Raw genomic sequence first — 23,136 nt, 5'->3', positions numbered from 1 at the left:
GCAAAAGAAATAGCTATGGCGCGTTTCGGCATTTTGTTCTTGTAATGTTCTCATTCGTGGTTTAAGAATCGATGCATCCACCAAGCCGGTTCATGCCGGTCAGGAGCATCCAGATGAGACAACATGTGCTTTCCGGGCAGGCTGCTTTTCAGCCGGGCCATACGCCAGATATTGCCAATGCGCTGGCCGATGCATCGGGCCTGCGGATTGAGATCGACCGGCGTCGTGGACGTGGCGCGGGCATCAATCCCGGTGGACGTTTCGAGACCTTGCAGCACGAGCCTGTCGACGATGGTTGGCAAATCATTGAGGAACTGCCGGAGTTTCGTACCGAAGTGCAGGTGGAAAAACCCCGCACCATCATTACCCGTAACGATTCACCCGACATTCCCTTCGACCGCTCTATAAACCCCTATCGCGGTTGTGAGCATGGCTGCATCTATTGTTTCGCGAGGCCGAGCCATAGCTACATGGGTCTGTCTGCTGGTCTGGATTTCGAGGCAAAGCTATTTGCCAAGCCGGATGCCGCAAAGCTTCTGGAACGGGAACTGGGCAAGCCGGGGTATAAGGCGCGGGTGATTGCCATCGGCACCAATACCGATCCATACCAGCCCATCGAGCGGGAATGGCGCATCATGCGGCAAATCCTCGAAGTACTGGCAAAAGCCGAGCATCCCGTCGCCATCGTCACCAAATCCGGACTGATCACCCGCGATATCGACATTCTTGCTCCCATGGCCGCCAAGGGGCTTGTGAAGGTCGGTATTTCGGTGACGACACTGGATCGCAAGCTCGCTCGCAGCATGGAGCCGCGCGCATCGACGCCGACCAAGCGGTTGGAAGCGATCAAGACACTGACGGAGGCTGGTATTCCGGTGGCCGTGATGATGGCACCGGTCATTCCGGCCCTTAACGACCACGAGATCGAGCGGGTATTGGAGGCTGGAAAGGCAGCCGGTGCGACAGAAGCGTCCTATGTGCTGCTTCGCCTACCACTGGAGGTCAGTCCGCTGTTTCGTGAATGGTTGTTGCGCAGCTATCCGCATCGTTATCAGCATGTCATGTCGCTGGTGCGCTCCATGCGCGATGGCAAGGATTATGACGCCGAATTCGGCAAGCGGATGAAAGGGGCCGGACCCTATGCCTGGCAGATTGGCCGCCGGTTCGAGATGGCGACCAAAAGGCTTGGCCTGATCCGCCGCGGCATCCACCTTCGCGACGATCTCTTCATCGCTCCAGGAGGTGCAGGCGTGCAGCTTTCACTGCTGTGACAATCTCAACCAGTTCGTCTTCGATCTGAACAGTCAAGACTGACTGGAATACAAAAAGGCATCAGGCCTTGAGGGCTGATGTTTCAAGAATATCCGTAGCGTCTATGCCCTGCGCTACGGATTATGCCCCCGGCAATCTGCCGCCTCGCATGCGTTTTGCTCTTTTGCCCCAATTGAAGAGCCAGAGGTCATGAGACCTCGTGCAACAGCCTCCGCCCCGTGGCTGTTGCGAACGCCCTGCGACCGGGGGCTTGCGGGAGATCGGTTGCCTGTGCGAGTTTCCGCCGCATGAAGCAACGCACAGCATCCGATTCTCCTGCACTTTTTGACATGACCGATACCGGCCCGGATTTCAGCTTGGAACGTGAGGCCAGGAAACGCGGTCAGTGGCCGGTGGCTGGCACGGATGAAGCAGGACGTGGGCCATTGGCCGGTCCTGTGGTTGCCGCTGCTGTCATTCTCGATCCTGAGAATATTCCTGATGGACTGAATGATTCGAAAAAGCTTTCCAAAGCCCGAAGAGAGGTTCTGTTCGAGAAAATCCTGGAAACATCCATTGTGTCTGTCGCCTCATCCGGTCCCGTCCTGATCGACCGCATGAACATATTGCGGGCCAGCCTGGATGCCATGCGGCGGGCCGTGCTTGGACTTCATATAGCGCCTGCCATTGTGCTGGCCGATGGGCGCGATATTCCTCCGGGTCTTTCCTGTGATGCGAAGGCCGTTATCAAGGGCGACGGTCGCTCCGTCTCCATTGCCGCCGCCTCCATCATCGCCAAGGTCACCAGAGACCGGATGATGGAGAGGGCTGGATTGATTCACCCGGCCTACGGTTTCGAAGCGCATGTGGGATATGGCACACCGACGCATCTGCGTGCCATCGAGGCCAATGGCCCCTGCCCGCTGCACCGCATGAGCTTCAGGCCCATGCGGACAGAGTGACGGCAAGGCATAACCTTAGCTGGCGCGTCGCATCTCGTAGCTACCGTTATCCCGCCCTTGCGATCCCTGTGCGACGAGCTGGAATTTTTGCAACAAGGTGCGCAGCTTATCGCTTTCGCTGGCAAGCGCCGATGTTGCAGATGTCGTTTCTTCGACCATCGCAGCATTCTGCTGGGTCGTCTGGTCCATCTGGTTGACGGCGGTGTTCAGCTCCGCAAGGCCTGTTGCCTGCTCCTGAGCGGACGTCGCAATGGCTCCCATGTGCTCGTTCATCACAGTGACATGGCTTTCGATGGTTTTCAGCGCTTCGCCCGTCTGCTGCACGAGCTTGACACCGTTTTCAACTTCCACCGATGACTTGCTGATGAGCTCCTTGATCTCCTTGGCGGCCTTTGCCGAACGCTGGGCGAGCTCGCGCACCTCTTGTGCCACGACCGCAAAGCCTTTACCCGCCTCCCCCGCACGCGCTGCCTCGACACCCGCGTTCAGAGCCAGGAGATTGGTCTGAAACGCGATCTCGTCGATCACCACGATGATGTTGGAAATCTGCCTGGATGACTGCTCGATCCGCTGCATGGCGTCCACTGCGGTGGCAACCACGTCTCCCGATAGTTTGGCGGCGCGATTGGCTTCCGTTGCGGCCCCTCTTGCCTCATGGACACGCTTGGTGGAGCTGGCAACGTTCACCGTTATCTCATCGAGCGCAGCGGCCGTTTCCTCAAGCGTTGCGGCCTGCTGCTCCGTGCGCTTTGAAAGGTCCACCGAGCCGTGGGCGATCTCACGGGTTCCATCATTCATGGTATCGATGGAGTGCGAGATTTCAGACAGCGTGGCACCCAGTTGCTTCAGCGAACGGTTAAAGTCGTGTCGCAGAGTTTCGAAATCCGGAGCGAAGACGTCATTGATCTGAAAAGCGAGATCGCCAGACGCCAGACGCTTCAAGCCATCCGCCAGTCCAGACGTTGCAGCCCTCAATCGTTCATCAGCATCGGCTTCGGCCTTCTGCTGTGCAGCCAGTCGCTCGACCTCAGCTCGCGTGCGATCAGTCTCGGCCTGCGCCTCGAGACGCTTGTTTTCGATAGCAGCGAGACGGAATATTTCCACGGCTTCGGCCATAGCACCGATTTCATCTTTTCGACCGCGTGCGGGAATGACGATATCCGAGTCACCGTCCGACAGGCGTCGCATGACATTCGTCATCCGCACTAGAGGTCTTGCAAGATGGAAATTTCCGAAGAGCGCAGCGGCCGCACCGATGGCGAGGGCGGCGGCAAGGGAAATATAGTTGAGTTCGGCAGCGGTCTCTGCGATGTCAGTGGTGGACGCCCCCTCATTCCGAACGTCGTTCTCCATATCGTCAACTGCACTTCGAAGAACGGTCTTGGCGTCGTTAAAAGCCGTCAGTGCTTCGCCCACAAAGCTGGACCTTGCCTGGTCGATTTTGCCGCTTGTCAGCAATGTCTTCACATCGTTCCAGCGACCATCCGCCAGCCGCCACTTTTCGCTGAAATTCGAGAAGAGCCTGCGGTCTGCTTCGTCCACGATGTATTCCTGGTACTGACGGAAGTCAGCATCCAGGGCTGTTCGGGCATTTTGCATCTGCGTCTCAAATTGCGGCCAGCTATCTGGCGTCGCGCTCACGATGGAGGCCTGCGCATCACGTATATTGCTGACTTCCGCACTGACCTTACCCAGCAGAATGAAAGCCGGAACGCGATCACCGACGATGGTGTCTATGCCGCTTCTGATCTGGTTAAGCGAGGAAATAGAGAAACTTCCCTGCACGCCTGCGACGAGCAACATAATACCCGACAGACCGGCTAGAACAACACCTATGGATATCTTCATGAATGACCTCCCGATGCGGAATATTCCAACCGCTAAATGGTATTTTCGGATATAAATTGCTGCATGCATAATATGTATGGAGATTGAAAATGGCTTCCAAGCGCAAGACACTAAAGAATCTTGCCGGCGGACAATATATTTCAAACCATACTCTAATAAATATGATCTATTACTATATTTTAAAATTTATTAAATTTGTAAAGCTATATTACGCAATCATTAATACAACTAAAGAACGCATATTTATGAGCGAAACGGACAAATTTCCGCAGCGTCTGCACCATAGGTTTTCGAAAATACTTCGGCCTCTCGGATGTTATTATAGATCCAAAGAGAAAGTCTGAAGCCAGTCAAAACGGAGCGGGACCTATGAACCGAACTACCTCGCCGCGACTTGCCATCGTTGATCTGACTATCAAGTATTGCACGCAGCAAAGATAACGGTCAGAAAACGAAAACCCCCGCCGATTGCTCGGCAGGGGTTTTCAAAGGCTGGTCTTGCGGAACAGCTCGAAGCGTTCCGCTTCATACCATCAATTCAAACGCGTTTTGACTTCGCCAACGGCGGCGTTGAAAAGGTTCGCTTTCGTAGCGGCCGTAGCCTTTTCAGCAATTATCTTTTCTGATGCTGCGATAGCAAGATCAACGGCTGCGGAGCGAACGGCGCTGATGGCTTCGGCTTCGGCACGGCTGATCTTCTGTTCGGACAGCGCAGTGCGGCGTGCGACGAACTCTTCAGTCTTGACCTTGGCTTCCGCGGTCAAGGCAGCGGCTTCGCGTTCTGCGGATGCGATGATATTGGCAGCGTCCGCTTCGGCTTCCTTACGCTTGCGCTGATATTCGGCCAGCAGGTGCTGTGCCTCTTCACGCAGGCGCTTTGCTTCCGCCAACTCTTCCTTGATGTTGCCAGCGCGCTCATCGAGCGAGCCTGCCAACATGCCTGGAACCTTGAGGTAGGCAATCAGAATGAAGAAAAGGACGAGACCGACGAGTGCGAAAAATGTTGCATCGAACGCCATATCAAGCCTCCTTCACTGCGGATGCGGCGGCAACTGCTGCCTTGGCATCCGTTTCTGTGACCTTGGTGCCGATCAACTGATCGACAATCGCGGTTGCGGTTTCTTCGGCAACTGCGCCGACATCAGCAAAGGCCTGCTGCTTGATCGTAGCGATGCGGGCTTCGGCAGCGGTCAGCTTCTGAGCCAGGTCTGCTTCGATCGCTGCGCGATCGGCATCTGCCTTGACCTTCGCAGCATCACGGGCGGCGGCGGCGATGGAGCCGGCCTTGGCGCGAGCAGCGGCAAGTTCTTTTTCATATGTTTCGATAGCGGCATCCGCTTCGGCATTCAGCCGGGACGCTTCATCGAGATCCTGTGCGATACGGCCGTGACGGTCTTCAAGAATACCGCCGACACGCGGCACGATGACCTTCTTCATGAGCACGTAGAAAAGGCCGAACGTAATGGCCAGCCAAAGAAGCTGGGATGCGTAAGTGGACTGATCGAACGGCGGGAACACAGGGGAGCCGTGACCGGCATCATGTGCCACTCCGGTTTCCGTATGCGTTGCTTCCGGAGCGGTCTGACCGACAGCCGGAGTTCCGGTATTCGTTTCACTTGTCGCCGGTGCTGACTGGGCCAAAGCCTCGGTCACGAACATGCTCACCTCCAGGGGTAGTGCAAATGCGAAGGATCACGGCACGCTGCTGCGAGCCGTGATCCATACCTGATGCCGATATTAGACAGCGAACAGGAGAAGGAGAGCGACGAGCAGCGAGAAGATGCCCAAAGCTTCCGTAACGGCGAAGCCGAATACCAGACGGCCGAACTGGCTGTCAGCGGCAGACGGGTTGCGCAGTGCGCCCGACAAGAAATCGCCGAAGATACGGCCGAGAGCGAGGGACGTACCAGCCATGCCGAGGCATGCGAGACCTGCGCCGATGTACTTTGCTGCTTCCGCTTCCATGTTAAGCTCCTTAGAATGGTTGTTGCGGCTATGTTTGACACCCGGTATCGGGGTCAGCGACTTTACTTCTCAGTGACCGCCATGCACGGCGTCGTTCAGGTACATGCAAGTCAGTACCGCGAAGACGTATGCCTGCAGGAAGGCGACGAGAAATTCCAGGCCGGTCATTGCGACCGTCATGATGAGTGGCAGGATTGCGCCACCGATACCCAGAGCGCCCAAGGCACCCATGGAGGCGACGAAGCCCGAGAAAACCTTCAGCGTGATGTGACCTGCCAGCATGTTCGCAAAAAGACGAACGGAAAGGCTGATCGGACGCGACAGGAAGGAGATGATTTCAATCGACGACACAAGCGGCAACAGGACCTTTGGAACGCCTGCCGGAGCGAAAATGCCGAGGAAATGCAGACCATGCTTGTAGAAACCGTAAACAACGACCGTACCGATGACCAGGCACGACAGTGCAAATGTCACGATGATCTGGCTGGTGACCGTAAAGAAATACGGGAACATGCCGAGAAGGTTCGCCGTCAGAACGAACATGAACAGCGAAAACACGAAGGGAAAAAAGACCATGCCCTTCTTGCCAGCACCTTCACGCAGCATCGATGCGATGAATTCGTAGGACATTTCAGCAACGGACTGCATGCGGGTTGGGATCAGGCCGCGGTTCGACGTTGCGAAATACAGGAAGCCGGACGCTGCTGCGACCGTTGCGACCATGAAAAGAGACGCATTGGTGAACGAAAAATCGACGCCGCCGATCTCAATCGGGATGATCGGCGTAACCATGAACTGATGGGTCGGATCGTTTGCCAACGTATGCCCTCTTTACCTTTTGCCGCGAAAGGCGACACTTTAACGTCTTATATGGAAAGGAGCGACATCAGTCGCCCTGCTTTCCACTCTTGTCTTGTCCGAGCCCGCCTTCGAGAAGCGGCGGCTTTGCCACCACTCCGGCAGAACGCAGAACGTTCAGTACGCCGGCACAAAATCCGAGAAGAAGAAGTACGATCATCCCCCACGGCGACGTGCCCACAAAATAGTCCAGAAGATAGCCCAGCATGGCACCGACGATGATGGCGGAGATGAATTCTGAAGACAGCTTGATCGCAAGTGCATAACCTTTACGGCTCTCCTGCGCATTCTGCTCCGTTCGTCTCTCGGCCGCGTCATCCGTTTTGACCTTGGCCAATTGATCGGCAAGGTGTTTTCGGCGCTCTTCCAGACTATCGTTACGGTTGCCGGTCATTTTCAAATCCTGCCCTTTTGCTCCGTTCTGGTGGTGCCAGAACTCTTTGGAGTTGTAAACGGCAGGGCTTTGCGCATGTTCCAGCCCGCTCTGAAGTCGGGCGCAACATAGTTTTAGGGACTTCTCTAGTCAAGGCACAGAAGGCCGTTCACAATATACAAAATTACGTTATCAAAACAATGACTTGGCCGATATTTGCAATTTAGGGACATTGTTCGGCTGTGGAATCGGCGATTTTGATCGTCATATCCCGGTAAAAAGCCCGGGATATCAGCTCCATCCACCGCCATAGGTGCGGTAGAAGACGTGCAAACCGATTCTACCCACCATTTTCATGCTCTTGCCCCAGGCCGGGCGCACATACACGGCGTGATAGTGGGTAGCGGAGCCGACTTCGTTCAGCCAAATCTTGCCAGCCGATGTTGCCATGGCCACTTCTCTCGCCATCTTCCAGTGACGCTCGGAGTTGATGCGGTCCTTGATATTGTCGCATGCAAAGGAAAACTGGCAGCGATTGCGCCAATCCTTGTTCTGGTAAACCACGCCGCAGATGGTTTTAGGGTAGGACGGGTTGCGGACGCGGTTAAGAATGACCTGCGCGACCGCCGCCTGACCCTTGACCGATTCGCCACGCGCTTCGAAATAGATACCGGATGCGAGGCACTGCTGCTCGGCCGCGGAAAACACCTCTGCCGGCAGTGGCGTCGCGGCCCAGGCATGGTCATCGGCGGCAATCTGCGGAACGAAGCGTCCAGCGTTCGGCTTTTTCAAAATGGCATCGAAAGGCGACTCGCGGGCGAAGTCTGGCTCTGGCGGCGCATAGGCCGTTGCCAAAACATCGGCAGAGCGATTGGTGATCAGCTCGGCTACCATCGGCGAGACGCTTTTTTCCGTCTTGGTCTCATCCCTGCGGAAATAGAAGGATGCGAGCTCGATGTCCTTGCTCTTCTTCTGCCTGGTGAAAGCGGTACGGTCTTTGCGTTTCAACGGTTCGACATCCAGCATGCTGGTGCGCTGAAGAACCGAGCCAGCCGTGAAGGCTTTCGGGGGCTGCATGACTTCTGAAGAAACAACACGACCCTTTTTGGCAGCGCGATTGACGCGGTCGCTATCCGGCGATGTTTCCTTGCCATTCTTGCCCGTCACGAAGGCGACCTTTCGGCCATCGGGCGTGATCATCCCTGCCCCGCTGAGCGCCGGTGCCAAATCAGCATCGTTGAATGCCAGTGACGCGCTGTGAACCGAACCTGCGGGAGAGTTGGTCAAGACCATACGCCATTGCTCACCGCCGGCATCAAGCCCGGCCAGGAGCGACGCCAGATCGGCACGCGCGGCGAAGGATGGAAAGACAAGCCAGGCTGCAAGCCCGAAGACGACAGGCGATGTCCATTTCTCGAACGAGAAGAAGAACCCGCGACGCGATACTTTCTTTGAACGCAAAACCAGTACTCCGGACAACGCAACACACTGCTACACAGCCGAATAATCTCTCATTAACCTTGATGCTTGGTTAACGGTGAGCGCTTGCCCACCTTCACGTTAACGTGTTGGCCAATGAAAAAGCGCCACCCTTTTCCAAGGATGGCGCTGATGACGTAGAAATCGGGACTATGCGTGGTTCAGATCACAACATGCGAACCGAGCTCCACCACACGGTTGGCCGGAAGGCGGAAGTAATCCGATGGGTCTGCCGAGGTTTCCGCAAGGGCGATAAACAGGCGGTTTTGCCAGCCGGGCATGCCGGACTTGGGATCAGGAACCAACTTGCGTCTGCCGAGATAAAACGACGTGGACATGATATCGAACTTGTAGCCGGTGCGGCGCAGATATCCCAAGGCCTGCGTAACGTTCTGCGTTTCCATGAAACCGAAGTGAAGCTCCACAACCACGAAACGCTCACTGATCTTGGTGATCGTATAGCGCTTGTCCGGGTGGATACGCGGCGTGTCTTCGGTACGGATCGTCAGGATGACGTTCTTGTCGTGCAGAACGTGATTGTGCTTGAGATTGTGCAGCAGCGCCGCAGGTGCCGTCTCGGGATCGCCCGTGAGGAAGATCGCCGTGCCGGGAATGCGCACCGGCGCATGCGAGCTTTCTTTTTCGACCGATGCTACGAAGGCTTTCAACGGCACATCGGTACGGCGTGTCTTGGCGAACAGAATTTTCGACCCGCGCTGCCATGTCATCATGATGATGACAAAGGCCATGGCCAGCAGCACCGGTACGTAGCCGCCATCATGGATCTTCAACAGGTTGGCACCGAGGAAGATGAGTTCCAGAGAGATGAACGGGAAAATCACCAGCATCGCCAGAGATTTCGACCACTTCCAATGACTGCGGGCGAACTGGAAGAACAGCAGGCTGGTGACGACCATCGCGCCCGTGACCGAGATACCATAGGCCGTGGCCAGCGCGTCGGAACTTTTGAACGTCAGCACCAGCGCAACGACGCCGAACAACAGGACCGTGTTGACCGAAGGCAGATAGATTTGCCCTGTATTGGTCTCTGACGTGAAGAGGATTTCCATGCGCGGCAGGTAGCCGAGGTGGATGGCCTGACGGACGAGCGAGAAGGCACCGGTAATGACCGCCTGGCTGGCGATGATGGTGGCGGCGGTCGCGAGAATAACCGCTGGCAGCAGAGCCCATTGCGGGAACATCAAATAGAACGGGTTGGACATGGCGGTCGGGTCTTTAAGAACCAGCGCGCCCTGACCGAGATAATTGAGCGTCAGTGCCGGGAAGACCAGCACGAACCACGCCCACTGAATGGGTCTGCGACCGAAATGCCCCAGATCCGCATAGAGCGCTTCGGCACCGGTGATGGTCAGGAACACGGCACCGAGAACGACGATGCCGTAAAAGCCTTCGGCAAGCAGAAATTCGACGGCATGGTACGGATTGAAGGAGTAGAGAATGCTGTAATCATCCGAAATGTGCAGCAGGCCCACCATGCCCATGACCAAAAACCAGACAGCGGTGATCGGGCCGAAGAACTTGGCCACAACCTCGGTACCGTGAGATTGGATGGCAAAAAGGCCGACGAGGATGACGACAGAGATGGGAATGATGAAGGAATCCATCTGCGGAGTGACGAGCTTCAGCCCTTCCACCGCCGACAGCACGGAAAGGGCTGGCGTGATCATGGCATCACCCATGAAGAGAGCAGCGCCGATAAGGCCCAGCATGATCAGCACGCCGCGCTTGCTGCCCGCCGACTTCATCAGAAGCGCCAGAAGCGACAGTGTGCCGCCTTCGCCATCATTATCCGCCCGCAGCAGAAAACAGATGTATTTGATGGTGACGATAATGGTCAAAGACCAGATCATCAGCGATATGAGGCCGATGATCTCCGCTTCGGTCAATCCGTCGCCCGATATCGGCTTCAGAGCTTCGCGGAAGGCATAGAGCGGGCTGGTACCGATATCGCCGTAGACGACGCCGATAGAACCCAGCATGGCCGCAAACAACCCTTTCAGGCGGTGATCATCCGCCTCCGGCTTGCCGAGGTCTTCCTTATCCAAGGTATGAGACATGTTGATTCTGACCGGTTAGAGCCAGCCCTTCCATCGGAAAAAAATGAACGGAATAATAGCCGAGACAAGCATGACGATGACTGCCAGTGGATACCCATAGGACCACTGCAACTCCGGCATGACGTTAAAGTTCATTCCGTAAACAGATGCCACGAGCGTTGGCGGCAGAAAAACGACCGACGCGATGGAGAAAATCTTGATGATAGCGTTCTGCTCGACATTGATGATGCCGAGCGCCGCGTCCAGCAGAAATGTGAGATTGCCTGATATAAAGGAGGCATGCTCCGACAGGGACTGGATATCGCGGCCGATCGAGCGCCCCGTTTCCTTGGCTTCCTTGTCCTGCTGCACATTTGGTGTGGCTTGCAGAAAAGATTGCAGGCGGGCCAGTGACGCCAGACTATCGCGCACCTTCGATATCAGTCGGTGATAGGCAGAGATATCCGCAATCTTGTCTTCCAGATAGCGCGGTGCCTTGCGTTTACTGCGCGCCTGCTCTCCGAAAATGCCTGCGGCGACCGTATCGATGCCAACAACGGAATTCTCCAGAATTTCTGCGGTGCGATCCACGATGGTTTCTAGAAGCTTCAACAGAAGGGCGGCACCGCTGCGCATCTCATGCGGCACACGGGTAATGGCTGCCGTGAAAAGGTTGAATGATTTCGGTTCAGCGTAACGAATGGTCACAAGCCGTTTGCCGGCCAGAATGAAGGCGACGTCCGTGAGCCGAGGGTCTTTGGAGTTTGCATTCCAAACCAGCGAACCCGTCATGAAAACATTGCCATCTTCCACATAAAGACGGCTGGACGGCTCGATGTCCTTCAAATCTTCGCGGGTTGGCAGCTCGACACCCAGCGCCTTTTCAACGAAAATCTCTTCGGCTCGCTCCGGGTTGATGAGGTCGATCCAGACAATATCGTCCGAAATCTGCGGGACCGAACGGTCCGCCGACAGGCTGATTGCCTCGCAATTCGAGCGATAGGCTTTAATCAATCAGTTTCTCCGGTCAGCACACCGACAAATGCCGGTAGGCTGCTCTAACACATCATGTGTGGCTTCCGCAAACGTCCGGGATGGACGGCGGATCAAACGGCGCGGCCTATGCTCCCTATGCCCATAAGAATCAAGGAGTATTTTTTAACAGGCCTAGCCGACCGAGACGATGCGACGCAGGAAGCAGACCACACCACTTGCAGGACACCATTGCAGCAACATTCTAATTTTTTGATAAAAACCAATGTATTTCAGTATTTTAGCAGAATATCATAGATGACGCCGCAGACCGAAATCTCCCGCTATAAAAGAAAGTCGACATGGATTTCTACCTAAGCGCGGCCCTGTCAAGCCGTGCGAAAGACCGAGTGCTATGCGCATAGTGCATCAATAACGGCCTGTTATTCGAACACGATCCGTGGTGCGGTCCTGCGCGGACCGGCACCAACCTGCGTCCAGACTTTTTGAGCAATATCCCGATAAATCTGCGCCTGCGGTCCATCCGGCTCCGCCACGACAACCGGGGTTCCAGCATCCGACAACTCTCGAATGGAAATTGTCAGCGGCACCTCTCCGAGGAAAGGCACCTCTATGCGCTCCGCTTCCGCCTTTGCCCCGCCATGGCCGAAAATATCGTAACGCGCACCCGTATCCGGCGCGATGAAATAGCTCATATTTTCGACGATGCCGAGGATCGGCACTTCGACCTTGTTAAACATGGTGACGGCCTTGCGGGCGTCGATCAGCGCCATGTCCTGCGGGGTCGATACGATAACGGCCCCTGCCAGTGCCACCTGTTGGGCGATGGTCAACTGTGCATCTCCCGTGCCCGGCGGCATATCCAACACCAGCACGTCGAGTTCTCCCCACGCCACCTCGCGCAGCATCTGCATCAAGGCAGACTGCACCATCGGCCCGCGCCAGATCATCGCCGCCTCTTCATCCACAAGGAAGCCCATGGACATGACCTTGAGGCCATAATTTTCCATCGGCATGATGACGCGGCCCTCGCCCTGTTGCGGGCGACCGGAAATCTTCAGCAATCGGGGCAGCGATGGGCCATAAATATCCGCGTCCAGAATGCCGACGCGCAAGCCGAGCGATTGAAGCCCAAGCGCCAGATTGACGGACGTCGTGGATTTTCCCACGCCACCCTTACCGGACGCCACGGCGATAATCGCGCCAATACCTGGAACACCAGCCTTGGTGCGCGGCTGCGGTGCCGACTTTGCCGGTGCAGGTGCGGGTGCAGCTTTGGGCGGAGGAGCGGAGCCGGGCTTGCGATCTGCCGTAAGCGCAACCATGGCCGCTTTTACGCCGGAGACACTCAGCGCTGCCTTTTCGGCCGCAAGTCGCAAGGGCTCCATATCGTCGGCCTTATCAGCCGGAACGGTAATTGAGAAATAGGCTTTGGCATCCGCAATGAATATTTCCGACACCATGCCAAGCGCGATGATGCTTTTATCGCCGCCCGGATAGACAACGCTCTCCAATGCCTGCTCGATCTGCTTCTTATCGCCCTGTGTCATGCCGGTATCCATTGCGCCCGATGCGCCGGTCTTCAATAACCAACCGCGCCCGTTTCGCCAATGATAAAGCATAAATGGCTGACTTCGGTAACAACCACTTCTCAGCTTTCGCTGCCAGCCCCCAGCTTTTCGGGGTCGAATATTCGTCCGTCGAAGAAGGCATCTGGGCCTAGAATAAGGTCGGACCGCGATGCGCCCACGTGAACCGGCACCTGTAATGTTCCCTCAAGCTTCATATTGGCGGCGGGCACGGGTGCGAAGATCGGCTTCATCGCTTTGCGAAAGAGGTCCGGGCGAAAGGCCTGGCATGCCGCCTCGTAGGCCTTCGCGTCCTCGGCAAATTCCGGCGGGCAATCCTCCCACCGCAGCATCTGGCTGAAGAACCACAATGCCTGGCTCTGCCAAGGAAAATTCGCCGCCTTGCTGCTGGTGGAAAAGAAGCCGGGGCATTCCAGCATCCGGGCTGGTGAATGCGAAACATAGCCCGTGAGCGCGGGCAGGATGAAATCGCCATCTACGTCCAGATAATGCGGAGCAGCCAGAATGCCCGCAAGCTCTTCGATATTGGCGTGGCTGGAGCACCATTCACCAGCACGGTACAGCGCGCGCAGCAGCGCCTCCAATGTGGCCGGCTGGGCACTTGCCCAATCGCGTGAAAGCGCCAGAACTTTTTCCGGTGCATTCTGCCAGATGTGCGATTTCGTGGTGATGATACGCGCCGTTCCTCGCAGAACCGCTGCACTACCATAGGGTTCACCCACATAAAAACCGTCTATGTCACCTGCCTCCAGCATGTCCGGCATATCTGCCGGTGAGGCTGCAATCATGTTGACATCCCGATCCGTGTGCAGATGCGCACTGCCCAGCAGATACCGCAACTCGAACACCGAAACCGCCAGAAGATGCTCGACGGCAAACACCAACGGTTTCAGCTTCGCAAGTTGGCGTGATGCCGCCACGCGGGCAACAGCGCGGGCGACGGTGGCGGGATCGGGTATCTTCATTCCCTGTTCGGCGAGATCATCGTGCAGGATCTGCGAGACAGTGAGCGTTGCGCCTCCTGTCGCCAGAACGAATGGCGCAACGAGGTCAGCAGGCATATCCGGCAGGCCAAGAGCCGACGCGACAGGCAAGGAGGCTGGAAGATGAAGCCCGTGGAGATCGCCAGCGCCCCACGCGACCAACAGGTCGCCTGCGCTTGGCTTTTTCACGAGCTCCAGAGAAAGACCCTCGTCGGTGTCGAAACCTTTTTCGGCTGCGACAACGAGCACAGCGCAATCGATTGTCGGAGAAAACCCAGCCTTGAAGCTTTTCGAAGCCGCCAAACGAATCTCCTCTGCCACGAGCAATCCAAGAATTGCTTACGTTCATGCAGATAACAATGGAAAAATCGAAAATATTTCTACTTTATAATACCGACACGCAATGCTTTTGCTACTGCCTGGGTGCGGTTGACCGTGTTGAGTTTTTTGGTTGCGCGGTTCAGGTAATGATTGACGGTATGTTCCGAAAGCGTGAGAATTTCGGCGATTTCCGCGCTGGTCTTGCCGGCAGCAGTCCAGTTCAGACAGTCGATCTCGCGATCCGTCAGCGTTTCGGGGATTCGAGAATCAAGGCTGCGGACGTAAGCGAGACGGCTGAAAACATGAGCTGAAATATAAGCTATTTCAGCGACGCAGCGCGGTGCCAGATCAATGTTGTCGCCATGAAACGACACCGCACCTCTCTGACCGGAAGGATCTTGTACCGGAAACCACAACGCACTCGTCATGCCAAAACGACCAAAGAGATCCGAAATTTTCTTGGCGAAGACATCATCATGACCCCGCGTGGTGAATTCCAGATCGACCCGGAACGGAACGCTGGATTGCTTCAGCGTCCGAAGCACGTTGCTGCGCGAAAGCAAACCTTCATGATCATACTGGTGCAGTAACTCCGCTGGCCAATTGGTGATGACAGTATATTGTGACAACTCCAGCGCGATGTGGGACGGGAGGTTGATGACCATGAAGGCCTTCATCCCCCATGCTTCGGTTATTTTCTTCAGAAAGCGGAAGATATCGAACTGCGTCTTTAACTGCTCCACGTCCTGCGCGCATTCCGCACCGGGATGCGAAGAAGGGGAAAGTTCAGGGGTCAACATTGATTTTTGATTCTTTGCGAGATCGGCTTAAAAGAAGAGATTACATAGCACAAATTTGCTAGGGCATGAATATCAACACGCTACTTTTTTGCAAACAAAAGTTGATTGCAGTCACCAATCATACTTTGCAGCCCGAATATTGTTATTGTACAATCGGGCGCGGTTTCTATCTGCTCACTCGTGCGTTGGTGGCAGGCGCACCAATAAATCTGAAGAAATATTCTGCGCTGCTTCGCGGACGATCTCCGACCACGCCTCCAAACGTTCACGCGTGAGGCGATAAGCCGGGCCGGTTACAGAGATGGCAGCGTGAAAACGCTGGCCCGGCGCGGCAATGGGAACCGCTATGCACTGAATTCCGCTCTCATGTTCTTCCAGATCGAAGCCGAAACCACGCATGCGAAGAGTGTCGACTTCCTGTTTTAGCTTGGTTGCAGAAATGATCGTACTTGACGTATAGGGATGAAACGCGATGGCTTTAGAAATAGCAGAGAACTCGGATTCCGGGAGGAGCGATAGCGCTGCCTTGCCGATCCCCGTGCAATAGGCTGGCGAAACACGGCCGATTTGCGAATACATGCGCACCGCATGCTGGCCGTCGATCTTGTCGAGATAGATGATTTCCGCGCCCCGCAGCACACCCAGATGCACCGATTCCTGAGTCTTTTCATGCAAAATGCGCAAATGCGGTGCGGCGATGGAGCGTAGATCGTTGCCGCTCCATGCCTGCGATGCGAATGTCAAAAGTCGCGCACCCGCGACGTAGGTCTGATCGTCCTTTTGTTCCAGCAGGCCCTCTTCCAGCAGATGCACCAGTTGCCGGTGAAGCGTGCCTCTCGGCTGACCGGAGCGCTGGAGAATATCGGTGAAGCGAAGCGGTTGCGGCGACATGACGACCAGTTCCAGCAAAGCGATTGCCTTTCCCAGCGTACCGGTGGTGCTATCCGCTGTGTTTTCGATAAGATGGGACACCATGTTATCTCCATGTGCGACATTGCTGCGCTTGACATTTCAAAGAGGGAAAGGGCAATATTCCGTCAAATGAAACTTAGTTCCAAATAATGGAACTTGCAATCCGTGCTGGGAGGCGTGATGGCGGAAAATTCCGGGCAGTTTTCCGAATTCGCGGACCAGGGCGTCCTTATTACCGGCGGAGGTTCGGGCATCGGCGCATCGCTGGTCACGGCTTTTGCCGAGCAAGGCGCAAAAGTCGCCTTCATCGACATCAATGTGTCTGCCAGCCAGAGCCTTGTCGAAAATCTGTCCACGAGAACGCGCCATCCTGTGACATTCGTCGAAGCCGACCTTCGCGATCAATCGCAACTGGCACATGCCGTGAAGGTAGCGGCGGACGCGACTGACGGCATCAAAATTTTGGTGAACAACGCAGCCTGGGATGATCGACACGATATCGACACCGTAACCAGCGATTATTGGGATGCAAACCACGCGGTAAACCTAAAGCCGGTGTTTTTCGTGACACAGGCGGCGCTGCCCTATCTGCGCAAAGCCGAGGGCGCGTCGATCATCAATTTCTCGTCCATTTCCTATCTGCTGAACATGGGCGAATTGCCGGCCTATGCCTCTGCCAAAGCTGGCATCGTCGGCCTAACGAAAAGCCTCGCCGGACGGCTGGGCACGGAAAACATTCGCGTCAACGCTATTCTGCCGGGCATGATCGTGACCGAGCGGCAGAAGGAACTGTGGCTGACGGACGATTCGATTTCGCAGGGTGTTGCGCGCCAGTGCCTCAAGCGCGCATTGACGGCTGACGATCTCGTCGGTCCCTGTCTCTTTCTGGCCTCTTCGGCATCTGCCGCCATGACGGCCCAAACAATCATCATCGATGGAGGTCTTTTGTAATGTCCGATGCCGCATTTGTTGCCGTGGACTGGGGTACGACCAGTTTCCGGCTTTGGTTGATGAGCAAATCCGGCGACATACTGGGCGAACGACGCAGTTCCGAAGGCATGACAACCGCCATGCGGACGGGTTTTCCAGAGGTGCTGGCCTCCCATCTTGCCGCCCTTTCCGCACCATCAGGCCTTCCCGTCATCATCTGCGGTATGGCAGGAGCGCGGCAGGGCTGGGTCGAGGCCGGTTATGTGGATGTGCCCGCCGATCTCTCGGATGTGTTGAAGGGTGCGGTGCGCGTACCGGGCCAGGCTGACGATATTCGTATTCTTCCCGGGCTTGCCCAGCGCGCGGCAGAAACACCTGACGTAATGCGCGGCGAGGAAACCCAGCTTCTGGGTGCCTTGTCTGCCGATTACAGAACCGGCGATCAACTGGTCTGCATGCCCGGCACGCATTCCAAATGGGTCAGCGTCAGCAATCTGAAGGTCACGGGCTTTTCCACCTTCATGACCGGGGAACTGTTCGACGTCATTTCCAAACACTCCATCCTGTCGCATGCCGTTTCCGAGGCGGAAGCCTTTACCGGTGATCTGCCTGCCTTCCGCGCAGCCGTTGCGGACAGCTACGCCAACCCGCAAATGGCGACGAACCGGCTGTTTACGGTCCGGTCCGGGCAACTGCTGCACGGCCTTTCCGCGACAGACGCCAAGGCGAAGCTTTCCGGCACCATGATCGGTCTGGAGATCGCCGGAGCCCATTCCACTGCACCGAAAAGCGCAAAGGTGGTGCTCATCGCATCCGGCGCTTTGGGCGCGCTTTACAAGGCGGCCTTCGACGCCCTGTCCATCAATTTCGTAACCATCGATGCCGATGAAGCCGTTCGCCACGGGCTTGTCGCCGCTGCACATACCATCTGGCACTGAGGAGATTTTACAATGCGTATTCCCTTCCCCGAAATGAAATACCCGCTCGTCGCCATTCTGCGCGGCATCCGGCCAGAAGAAACAGAGGGCGTGGTGAGCGTGCTTCTGGAAAGCGGCCTGCGCGCCATTGAAATTCCGCTCAATTCGCCCGACGCTTTTCGCTCCATCGAAATCGCCGCAAAGCTTGCCCCGGCAGATGCGCTGATCGGTGCCGGCACCGTACTGACCGTCGAAGATGTCGCGAAGCTCGATGCGGCAGGCGGCAAGCTGATGGTCAGCCCGAATGTCGATGTCGAGGTCATCACGGCGGCGCGCGAAAAGGGCATGGTCACCATGCCGGGCGTCCTGACCCCGACCGAAGCTTTGTTGGCGTTGAAAGCCGGTGCCACCGGCCTGAAATTCTTCCCCGCCAGCGTTCTTGGCCCATCCGGCATCAACGCCATCCGCGCCATTCTGCCCAAGGATACGCTGGTTGCGGCTGTCGGCGGCGTTTCCGACAAGAATTTCAGCGATTACACCAGCATCGGCGTAACAGCCTTTGGTCTCGGCACCAGCCTCTACAAGCCCGGCATGACGGCGGCGGACGTTCGGGAACGCGCGTTGCTCACTATCAAAGCCTACGACATTGCGATCGGAGCATAAACCATGGCTGATATCCACGAATTTGCAGGCACGGTGCTGGACGCGACACAGATGCATCTGGGTGAAGGACCGAGTTTCGATCCGCTGAGCAACAAGCTTTGCTGGCTGAATATTCTCGGCAAGGAATTGCACGAACTCGATCCGGCGACCGGCGAGAAAACCGTCCACGCCCTGCCCTTCATGGCGAGCGTCGTGGCACGGATCGACGAGAAGCGGCAATTGCTGGCGTCCGAAGAAGGTCTGTTCATTCGTGACCGGGCAACGGGCGACCTCTTCCTCCATGTCGATTTCGAGCCTGGTAAACCTGGCAACCGCTCGAATGACGGGCGTGTGCACCAGAGCGGCTCGCTGTGGATCGGCACCATGGGCAAGAAGGCGGAAAACGGTGCAGGCGGCATCTATCACGTGGCCAAGGGCGTGGTGACGACGCTGTTCGAGAATATCAGCATTTCCAATGCCATCTGCTTTTCACCGGATGGCGCAACGGGATATTATGTCGACACAAAAGTGAACAAGCTCATGAGCGTGCCGCTGGACCCACAGACGGGCCTTCCAACCGGCTCGGCCAAAGTCCTGATCGATCAGGCAGGCAAAGAAGGTGGCATGGACGGCGCTGTCTGCGATGCTGAAGGCAACATCTGGAACGCGCGATGGGGCGTCGGTGCCGTGGACCGCTATTCACCGACCGGACAGCATCTCGACCGATATGAAGTGCCAGCGAAACAGACGACCTGCCCGGTGTTTTTCGGCGCTGCCGCCAATCGCCTTGCTGTTACCTCAGCCTGCGAAGGTCTGGACGACGAGACAGTGAAGGCCAATCCGCTTTACGGAACGACTGTCGATCTTGGTATCACGGTAAACGGCGTGCTGGATGGGGCTTATAGGGTTTGAGTGATTTCCATTTCAGCCACGTTTCTTCAGTCCACAGACGCCCGCGTTTCGTCATCCTCGGGCTTGTCCCGAGGATCTGATCACGTTGAATGTCGTGGTTCGTTAGATGCTCGGGACAAGCCCGAGCATGACGGCGGAGAGGTTAGAGGCCACTGGCAAACGTGTAATACGCGCCTCCTTACTATCCGAAATCGCGGCCAGAGGCTGACATGTCGCGATAGTTTTCCTGCAGATAGCGGTGTGTTGCCGCAGAATCCACCGGTCGACCATAGAAATAACCTTGGCCCATGGCGCAACCGAGGCTGCGCAATTTTTCCGCCTCGGTTTTATCCTCGATGCCCTCTGCGACAACCTCGAGATCAAGCCCGTCGCACATGGCGACAATGGCCTTGATGATATGTTCCGAAGGGCGGTCGGTGCTGATGCGTGAGACGAAGGCGCGGTCGATCTTGACCTTGTCGAATGAGAAATCACGCAAACGCCCCAGGCTCGATTGGCCGGTGCCGAAATCGTCCAGCGAAATACGGACACCCGCCTGCTGAAGCTCGGTGATGATGCGCTGCGCGGTATCGGCCGATGTCATGACCGCCGTTTCAGTGATCTCCAGTTCCACCCGACGGGGATCGAGGCCGACGCGCCGCAGGATCGACAGGATATTTTCCGCCGTACCGGGATCCATCAACTGTGCCGAGGACAGGTTGAAGGACAAGAACAGTTCTCGTGGCCAGGAAAGTGCCGCTTCCGCGGCCTTGCGCAAGAGCGTCTCGGATAAAGCATCGATGAAGCCGCGCTCTTCAGCTAGTGGCACGAAGACGGCGGGCGACACGAAACCCAGATCGGGATCGTTCCACCGCGCCAGTGCCTCAAACCCGATGACCGTCGCATCGTTGAGACGCACGATAGGCTGGAAATGGACGTCAACGGCGTCGTTGATGATAGCGTTTCTTAAAGCCTGCTCAAGCTGCGTCGCGCGTTTCATTTCCTGCGCGATCTCGCGCGAATAAACGGTGATCTGGCCACTGCCACGGCGCTTTGAACGATAAAGCGCGGTTTCCGCGCTCTTCAACAAATCCTCGAACTCTTCGCCCGCAAAAGGGTAGATTGCAAAGCCGAAGGACGAGGACAGACGAACGTTCCGGTCTCCCAAATCATAGGGCGCAGACAGCACGTCCTTGATCATATGTCCGACACGCTCTGCGCCTGAGCGCTCGAAGACCAGCGGCAAAACGAAGGCGAACTCATCGCCGTCATGACGGGTCACGACCGCACCATCCGGCACACAGGCCTTGAGGCGATGGGCGACCTGACAGAGTATCTCATCCCCCGCCTCGACGCCGAAAAGATCGTTGATCGGTTTGAAACCGTCAATATTCGCGACCCCAATGGTAAAAGGTGCCGGGTCGCTGGCGCGCTCTGCTGCCAGCATGCGGATTTTATCACGCAGCCGGTACCGGTTTCCCAGACCTGTCAGGGGATCGCTGTAGGCCATGGCCTGCAACTCGTGCTGGCTTACATGCGGCGCATTTGGCTCTAGCAATTTCATGCGCGCATCCTGAACAACAGATTGTGGGAAGTTTTGCTGAGAATGATGTGTGATTCTTAAAATAACACTATTGCTGAAGTCTGCGAAATAGCCATCGATTTTCACAGGATTCCGCCACTTTGCGTCAATCATCCTCGAATACGATGTTGGCTTTCCGGCAGATATCGCTTGAGCAATATCTCCACCATGTCAGGGCTGACAGGCTTCAGCAGCATGTCGTCCATGCCGGCGTCCAGACAGGCTTGCCGATCACCTTCGAAAGCCAGCGAGACGACGCCGATGACGGGCGTACGGGTGCGCTCCGCTCCCATTATATTGCGCAATCGGCGTGTTGCTTCGAAACCATCGAAGTCCGGTAGCGTCGTGTCCATCAACACAAAGGATGGTTTTTCCTGCTCGAAAAGCTGCAATGCCTGTTTGCCGGTGGCGGCAATTTTGTAGCTCAGCCCCAGACTTTCGAGGATTTGCGAAAAAACGATCTGGTTGATGTTGTTATCTTCCACGACAAGAACATCGAGTGTCGTTTTTTTCGTCGATGCCGGTGTGCTTCCGGTGCAGATTTCCAGACTGCCATCCGCCTGCGTCGATGATAGCGCTTGATGCTTGTTTCGAAAATGGCGCGTCATCTGGTTGATCAGAGAACTTTCCAACTGAAAATCATCGGCAGTCATGGCATCCAGGCCATAGGTTTGTGGCAGATCCAGACAGGCGATATCCAGTTGCACGTCGACGATCACAAGGTCGATCCGGACCTTGGCCGAGGTGGCAAACTCGATGAAAGCCTTCATTTCGTTTTGGCTTTTCGCGACCGCGCAATCGACACCAACGGCGACCATTTTTTTGCGCGCCACTTCTCCGAGATGATCATTGGGCGTGACGAGTAGAATGCTGCGACCCGTCAATATCTGCGAGGACTGATGATGCTCGTCCTCCAGATAAGACGACGGAGTGAAAGACATGTGCTCCAGCCCGCGAATGACACCCTTGCCATCGGCATCCGCCGTCGCAAATGTCGTCACGTCGTCCATCGTCGTTACGAGGAAATATCGACCAGGCTTACCCACGCGCTGCTTTCGCGTGATGACAAGAACTTCTTCGCCCGTCAGCCGCGTGACCCGCTCCGGCAGAATAGCAGGTGTGCCTGTTTCAAGAACGTGTTGATCCATGGCATCGATACGCGAGGCGAGCGGTTCTGCATGGATATCCGAAACCGTGCGACCCAGAATGAGATCGGCAGATGTTTCCAACAGGGCGCATCCTGCCTTGTTGACGGCAACGTAGTAGGTGTCACGATCCTTGACGAAAATTGAAAGCGGTAGCGTATCGAGAATTTCTTCGGTCAGTTGCACACGTTCGATATCTGAACGCCACTGATCTTCGCGCTTCTTCTGCTCGGAAATATCAGAGACGACGCAGATGCCCAGGCCGGACGGAAAGCGTCTCTTGACGAGGCGCAGCCATCTGCCGCCAGCGCGCTGCTCCACCGTTTCGGAGCGCTCTTTCCAATGGGAAGACAGTTGTTCGGCGACCCAATCGTCCCGCTCGACGCCACGCGGCAGCAAATCGCTGTCAGCTGTCTTTCGGCCATCGTACAACGAGGCCAAAAAATCGCGAAGCCGGGTGCCAACCGTGAGCTTGGTTTCACAAACGGGCAAATAGCTGAGAACACGACGATTGACGAAGACGATATGGTCGTCGCGATCATAGATGATCAATGCGCAGGAAATCGAATCGCAAACGGCGTCAAGCATGGCAGTGTAAATGTCTGCACAGACCGCCCCCTCACCCTTCATTGCAATTC

General features: G+C 56.2%; 21 protein-coding genes. 6 read left to right on the top strand and 15 right to left on the bottom strand.

Annotated elements, in window-relative coordinates; all coding sequences use genetic code 11:
- Positions 1-113 precede the first annotated feature (113 nt).
- A complete protein-coding gene (locus tag CPJ18_RS11855; RefSeq protein WP_077103507.1) occupies positions 114-1,271 on the top strand; it encodes a PA0069 family radical SAM protein in 1,158 nt (385 codons plus the stop codon).
- 288 nt (positions 1,272-1,559) lie between these two features.
- Positions 1,560-2,213 carry a ribonuclease HII gene (locus tag CPJ18_RS11850; protein WP_103658475.1) on the top strand — a complete coding sequence of 218 codons (654 nt, stop codon included), beginning with the start codon at positions 1,560-1,562 and terminating at the stop codon, positions 2,211-2,213.
- 15 nt (positions 2,214-2,228) lie between these two features.
- Here CPJ18_RS11850 and CPJ18_RS11845 read toward each other — a convergent pair whose 3' ends face one another.
- From CPJ18_RS11845 to CPJ18_RS11780, 13 genes are all read right to left on the bottom strand, one after another.
- Positions 2,229-4,061 (bottom strand): HAMP domain-containing methyl-accepting chemotaxis protein, encoded by a 1,833-nt coding sequence (locus CPJ18_RS11845; RefSeq protein ID WP_103658473.1) that lies wholly within the window; start codon positions 4,059-4,061, stop codon positions 2,229-2,231.
- A 533-nt stretch (positions 4,062-4,594) separates the two neighbouring features.
- Complete coding sequence (locus CPJ18_RS11835) at positions 4,595-5,080, bottom strand: F0F1 ATP synthase subunit B (RefSeq protein ID WP_103584942.1); 486 nt, start codon at positions 5,078-5,080, stop codon at positions 4,595-4,597.
- Position 5,081: 1 nt separating this feature from the next.
- Positions 5,082-5,720 (bottom strand): F0F1 ATP synthase subunit B, encoded by a 639-nt coding sequence (locus CPJ18_RS11830; RefSeq protein ID WP_077118883.1) that lies wholly within the window; start codon positions 5,718-5,720, stop codon positions 5,082-5,084.
- Between the two features lie 78 nt (positions 5,721-5,798).
- Positions 5,799-6,026 carry a F0F1 ATP synthase subunit C gene (locus CPJ18_RS11825; protein WP_027673924.1) on the bottom strand — a complete coding sequence of 76 codons (228 nt, stop codon included), beginning with the start codon at positions 6,024-6,026 and terminating at the stop codon, positions 5,799-5,801.
- A 69-nt stretch (positions 6,027-6,095) separates the two neighbouring features.
- The gene (locus CPJ18_RS11820) at positions 6,096-6,845 is read right to left on the bottom strand and encodes a F0F1 ATP synthase subunit A (RefSeq protein WP_077101863.1); all 750 of its coding nucleotides are present in this window, start codon (positions 6,843-6,845) and stop codon (positions 6,096-6,098) included.
- A gap of 67 nt (positions 6,846-6,912) precedes the next feature.
- Entirely contained in the window at positions 6,913-7,278 is a 366-nt protein-coding gene (locus CPJ18_RS11815) for an AtpZ/AtpI family protein (protein WP_103658468.1), read from the bottom strand.
- Between the two features lie 270 nt (positions 7,279-7,548).
- Positions 7,549-8,718, bottom strand: coding sequence for a cell wall hydrolase (locus tag CPJ18_RS11810; protein ID WP_167397885.1), 1,170 nt, complete (start codon positions 8,716-8,718; stop codon positions 7,549-7,551).
- A gap of 179 nt (positions 8,719-8,897) precedes the next feature.
- The gene (locus CPJ18_RS11805; protein ID WP_244554107.1) at positions 8,898-10,736 is read right to left on the bottom strand and encodes a potassium transporter Kup; all 1,839 of its coding nucleotides are present in this window, start codon (positions 10,734-10,736) and stop codon (positions 8,898-8,900) included.
- A 93-nt stretch (positions 10,737-10,829) separates the two neighbouring features.
- Positions 10,830-11,807: a magnesium/cobalt transporter CorA gene (gene corA, locus CPJ18_RS11800; RefSeq protein WP_103658466.1), complete on the bottom strand. Its 978-nt coding sequence runs from the start codon at positions 11,805-11,807 to the stop codon at positions 10,830-10,832.
- A gap of 401 nt (positions 11,808-12,208) precedes the next feature.
- Complete coding sequence (locus tag CPJ18_RS11795) at positions 12,209-13,336, bottom strand: Mrp/NBP35 family ATP-binding protein (RefSeq protein ID WP_103659083.1); 1,128 nt, start codon at positions 13,334-13,336, stop codon at positions 12,209-12,211.
- A 101-nt stretch (positions 13,337-13,437) separates the two neighbouring features.
- Positions 13,438-14,661: a CmpA/NrtA family ABC transporter substrate-binding protein gene (locus CPJ18_RS11790; protein WP_103659082.1), complete on the bottom strand. Its 1,224-nt coding sequence runs from the start codon at positions 14,659-14,661 to the stop codon at positions 13,438-13,440.
- A gap of 77 nt (positions 14,662-14,738) precedes the next feature.
- Positions 14,739-15,479, bottom strand: coding sequence for a helix-turn-helix transcriptional regulator (locus tag CPJ18_RS11785; RefSeq protein ID WP_077118878.1), 741 nt, complete (start codon positions 15,477-15,479; stop codon positions 14,739-14,741).
- A 174-nt stretch (positions 15,480-15,653) separates the two neighbouring features.
- Complete coding sequence (locus CPJ18_RS11780; protein ID WP_103658464.1) at positions 15,654-16,454, bottom strand: IclR family transcriptional regulator; 801 nt, start codon at positions 16,452-16,454, stop codon at positions 15,654-15,656.
- 117 nt (positions 16,455-16,571) lie between these two features.
- On the opposite strand from CPJ18_RS11780, the gene CPJ18_RS11775 reads away from it, so the two are divergent.
- Genes CPJ18_RS11775 through CPJ18_RS11760 form a run of 4 tightly spaced genes read left to right on the top strand, consistent with a single transcriptional unit; the run spans position 16,572 to position 19,792 of the window.
- Entirely contained in the window at positions 16,572-17,342 is a 771-nt protein-coding gene (locus CPJ18_RS11775; RefSeq protein WP_103658462.1) for an SDR family NAD(P)-dependent oxidoreductase, read from the top strand.
- Positions 17,342-18,259, top strand: a complete 918-nt coding sequence (locus CPJ18_RS11770; RefSeq protein WP_103658460.1) for a 2-dehydro-3-deoxygalactonokinase — start codon at positions 17,342-17,344, stop codon at positions 18,257-18,259. Before CPJ18_RS11775 ends, CPJ18_RS11770 begins: the two co-directional genes overlap by 1 nt.
- Before the next feature lie 12 nt (positions 18,260-18,271).
- Entirely contained in the window at positions 18,272-18,901 is a 630-nt protein-coding gene (locus CPJ18_RS11765; protein WP_103658458.1) for a 2-dehydro-3-deoxy-6-phosphogalactonate aldolase, read from the top strand.
- Between the two features lie 3 nt (positions 18,902-18,904).
- The gene (locus tag CPJ18_RS11760; protein ID WP_103658456.1) at positions 18,905-19,792 is read left to right on the top strand and encodes an SMP-30/gluconolactonase/LRE family protein; all 888 of its coding nucleotides are present in this window, start codon (positions 18,905-18,907) and stop codon (positions 19,790-19,792) included.
- Positions 19,793-19,973: 181 nt separating this feature from the next.
- Here CPJ18_RS11760 and CPJ18_RS11755 read toward each other — a convergent pair whose 3' ends face one another.
- Together CPJ18_RS11755 and CPJ18_RS11750 are read right to left on the bottom strand one after the other, a co-directional pair.
- Positions 19,974-21,335 (bottom strand): putative bifunctional diguanylate cyclase/phosphodiesterase, encoded by a 1,362-nt coding sequence (locus CPJ18_RS11755; RefSeq protein ID WP_077119329.1) that lies wholly within the window; start codon positions 21,333-21,335, stop codon positions 19,974-19,976.
- A 128-nt stretch (positions 21,336-21,463) separates the two neighbouring features.
- Complete coding sequence (locus CPJ18_RS11750) at positions 21,464-23,128, bottom strand: response regulator (RefSeq protein WP_245445396.1); 1,665 nt, start codon at positions 23,126-23,128, stop codon at positions 21,464-21,466.
- Positions 23,129-23,136 lie beyond the last annotated feature (8 nt).

The organism is Agrobacterium rosae (assembly GCF_002915175.1).
GTDB classification, from domain to species: domain Bacteria; phylum Pseudomonadota; class Alphaproteobacteria; order Rhizobiales; family Rhizobiaceae; genus Agrobacterium; species Agrobacterium rosae.
The sequence above is the reverse complement of the archived record's forward strand: the minus strand, read 5'-3'. Positions and strand labels throughout refer to the sequence as shown.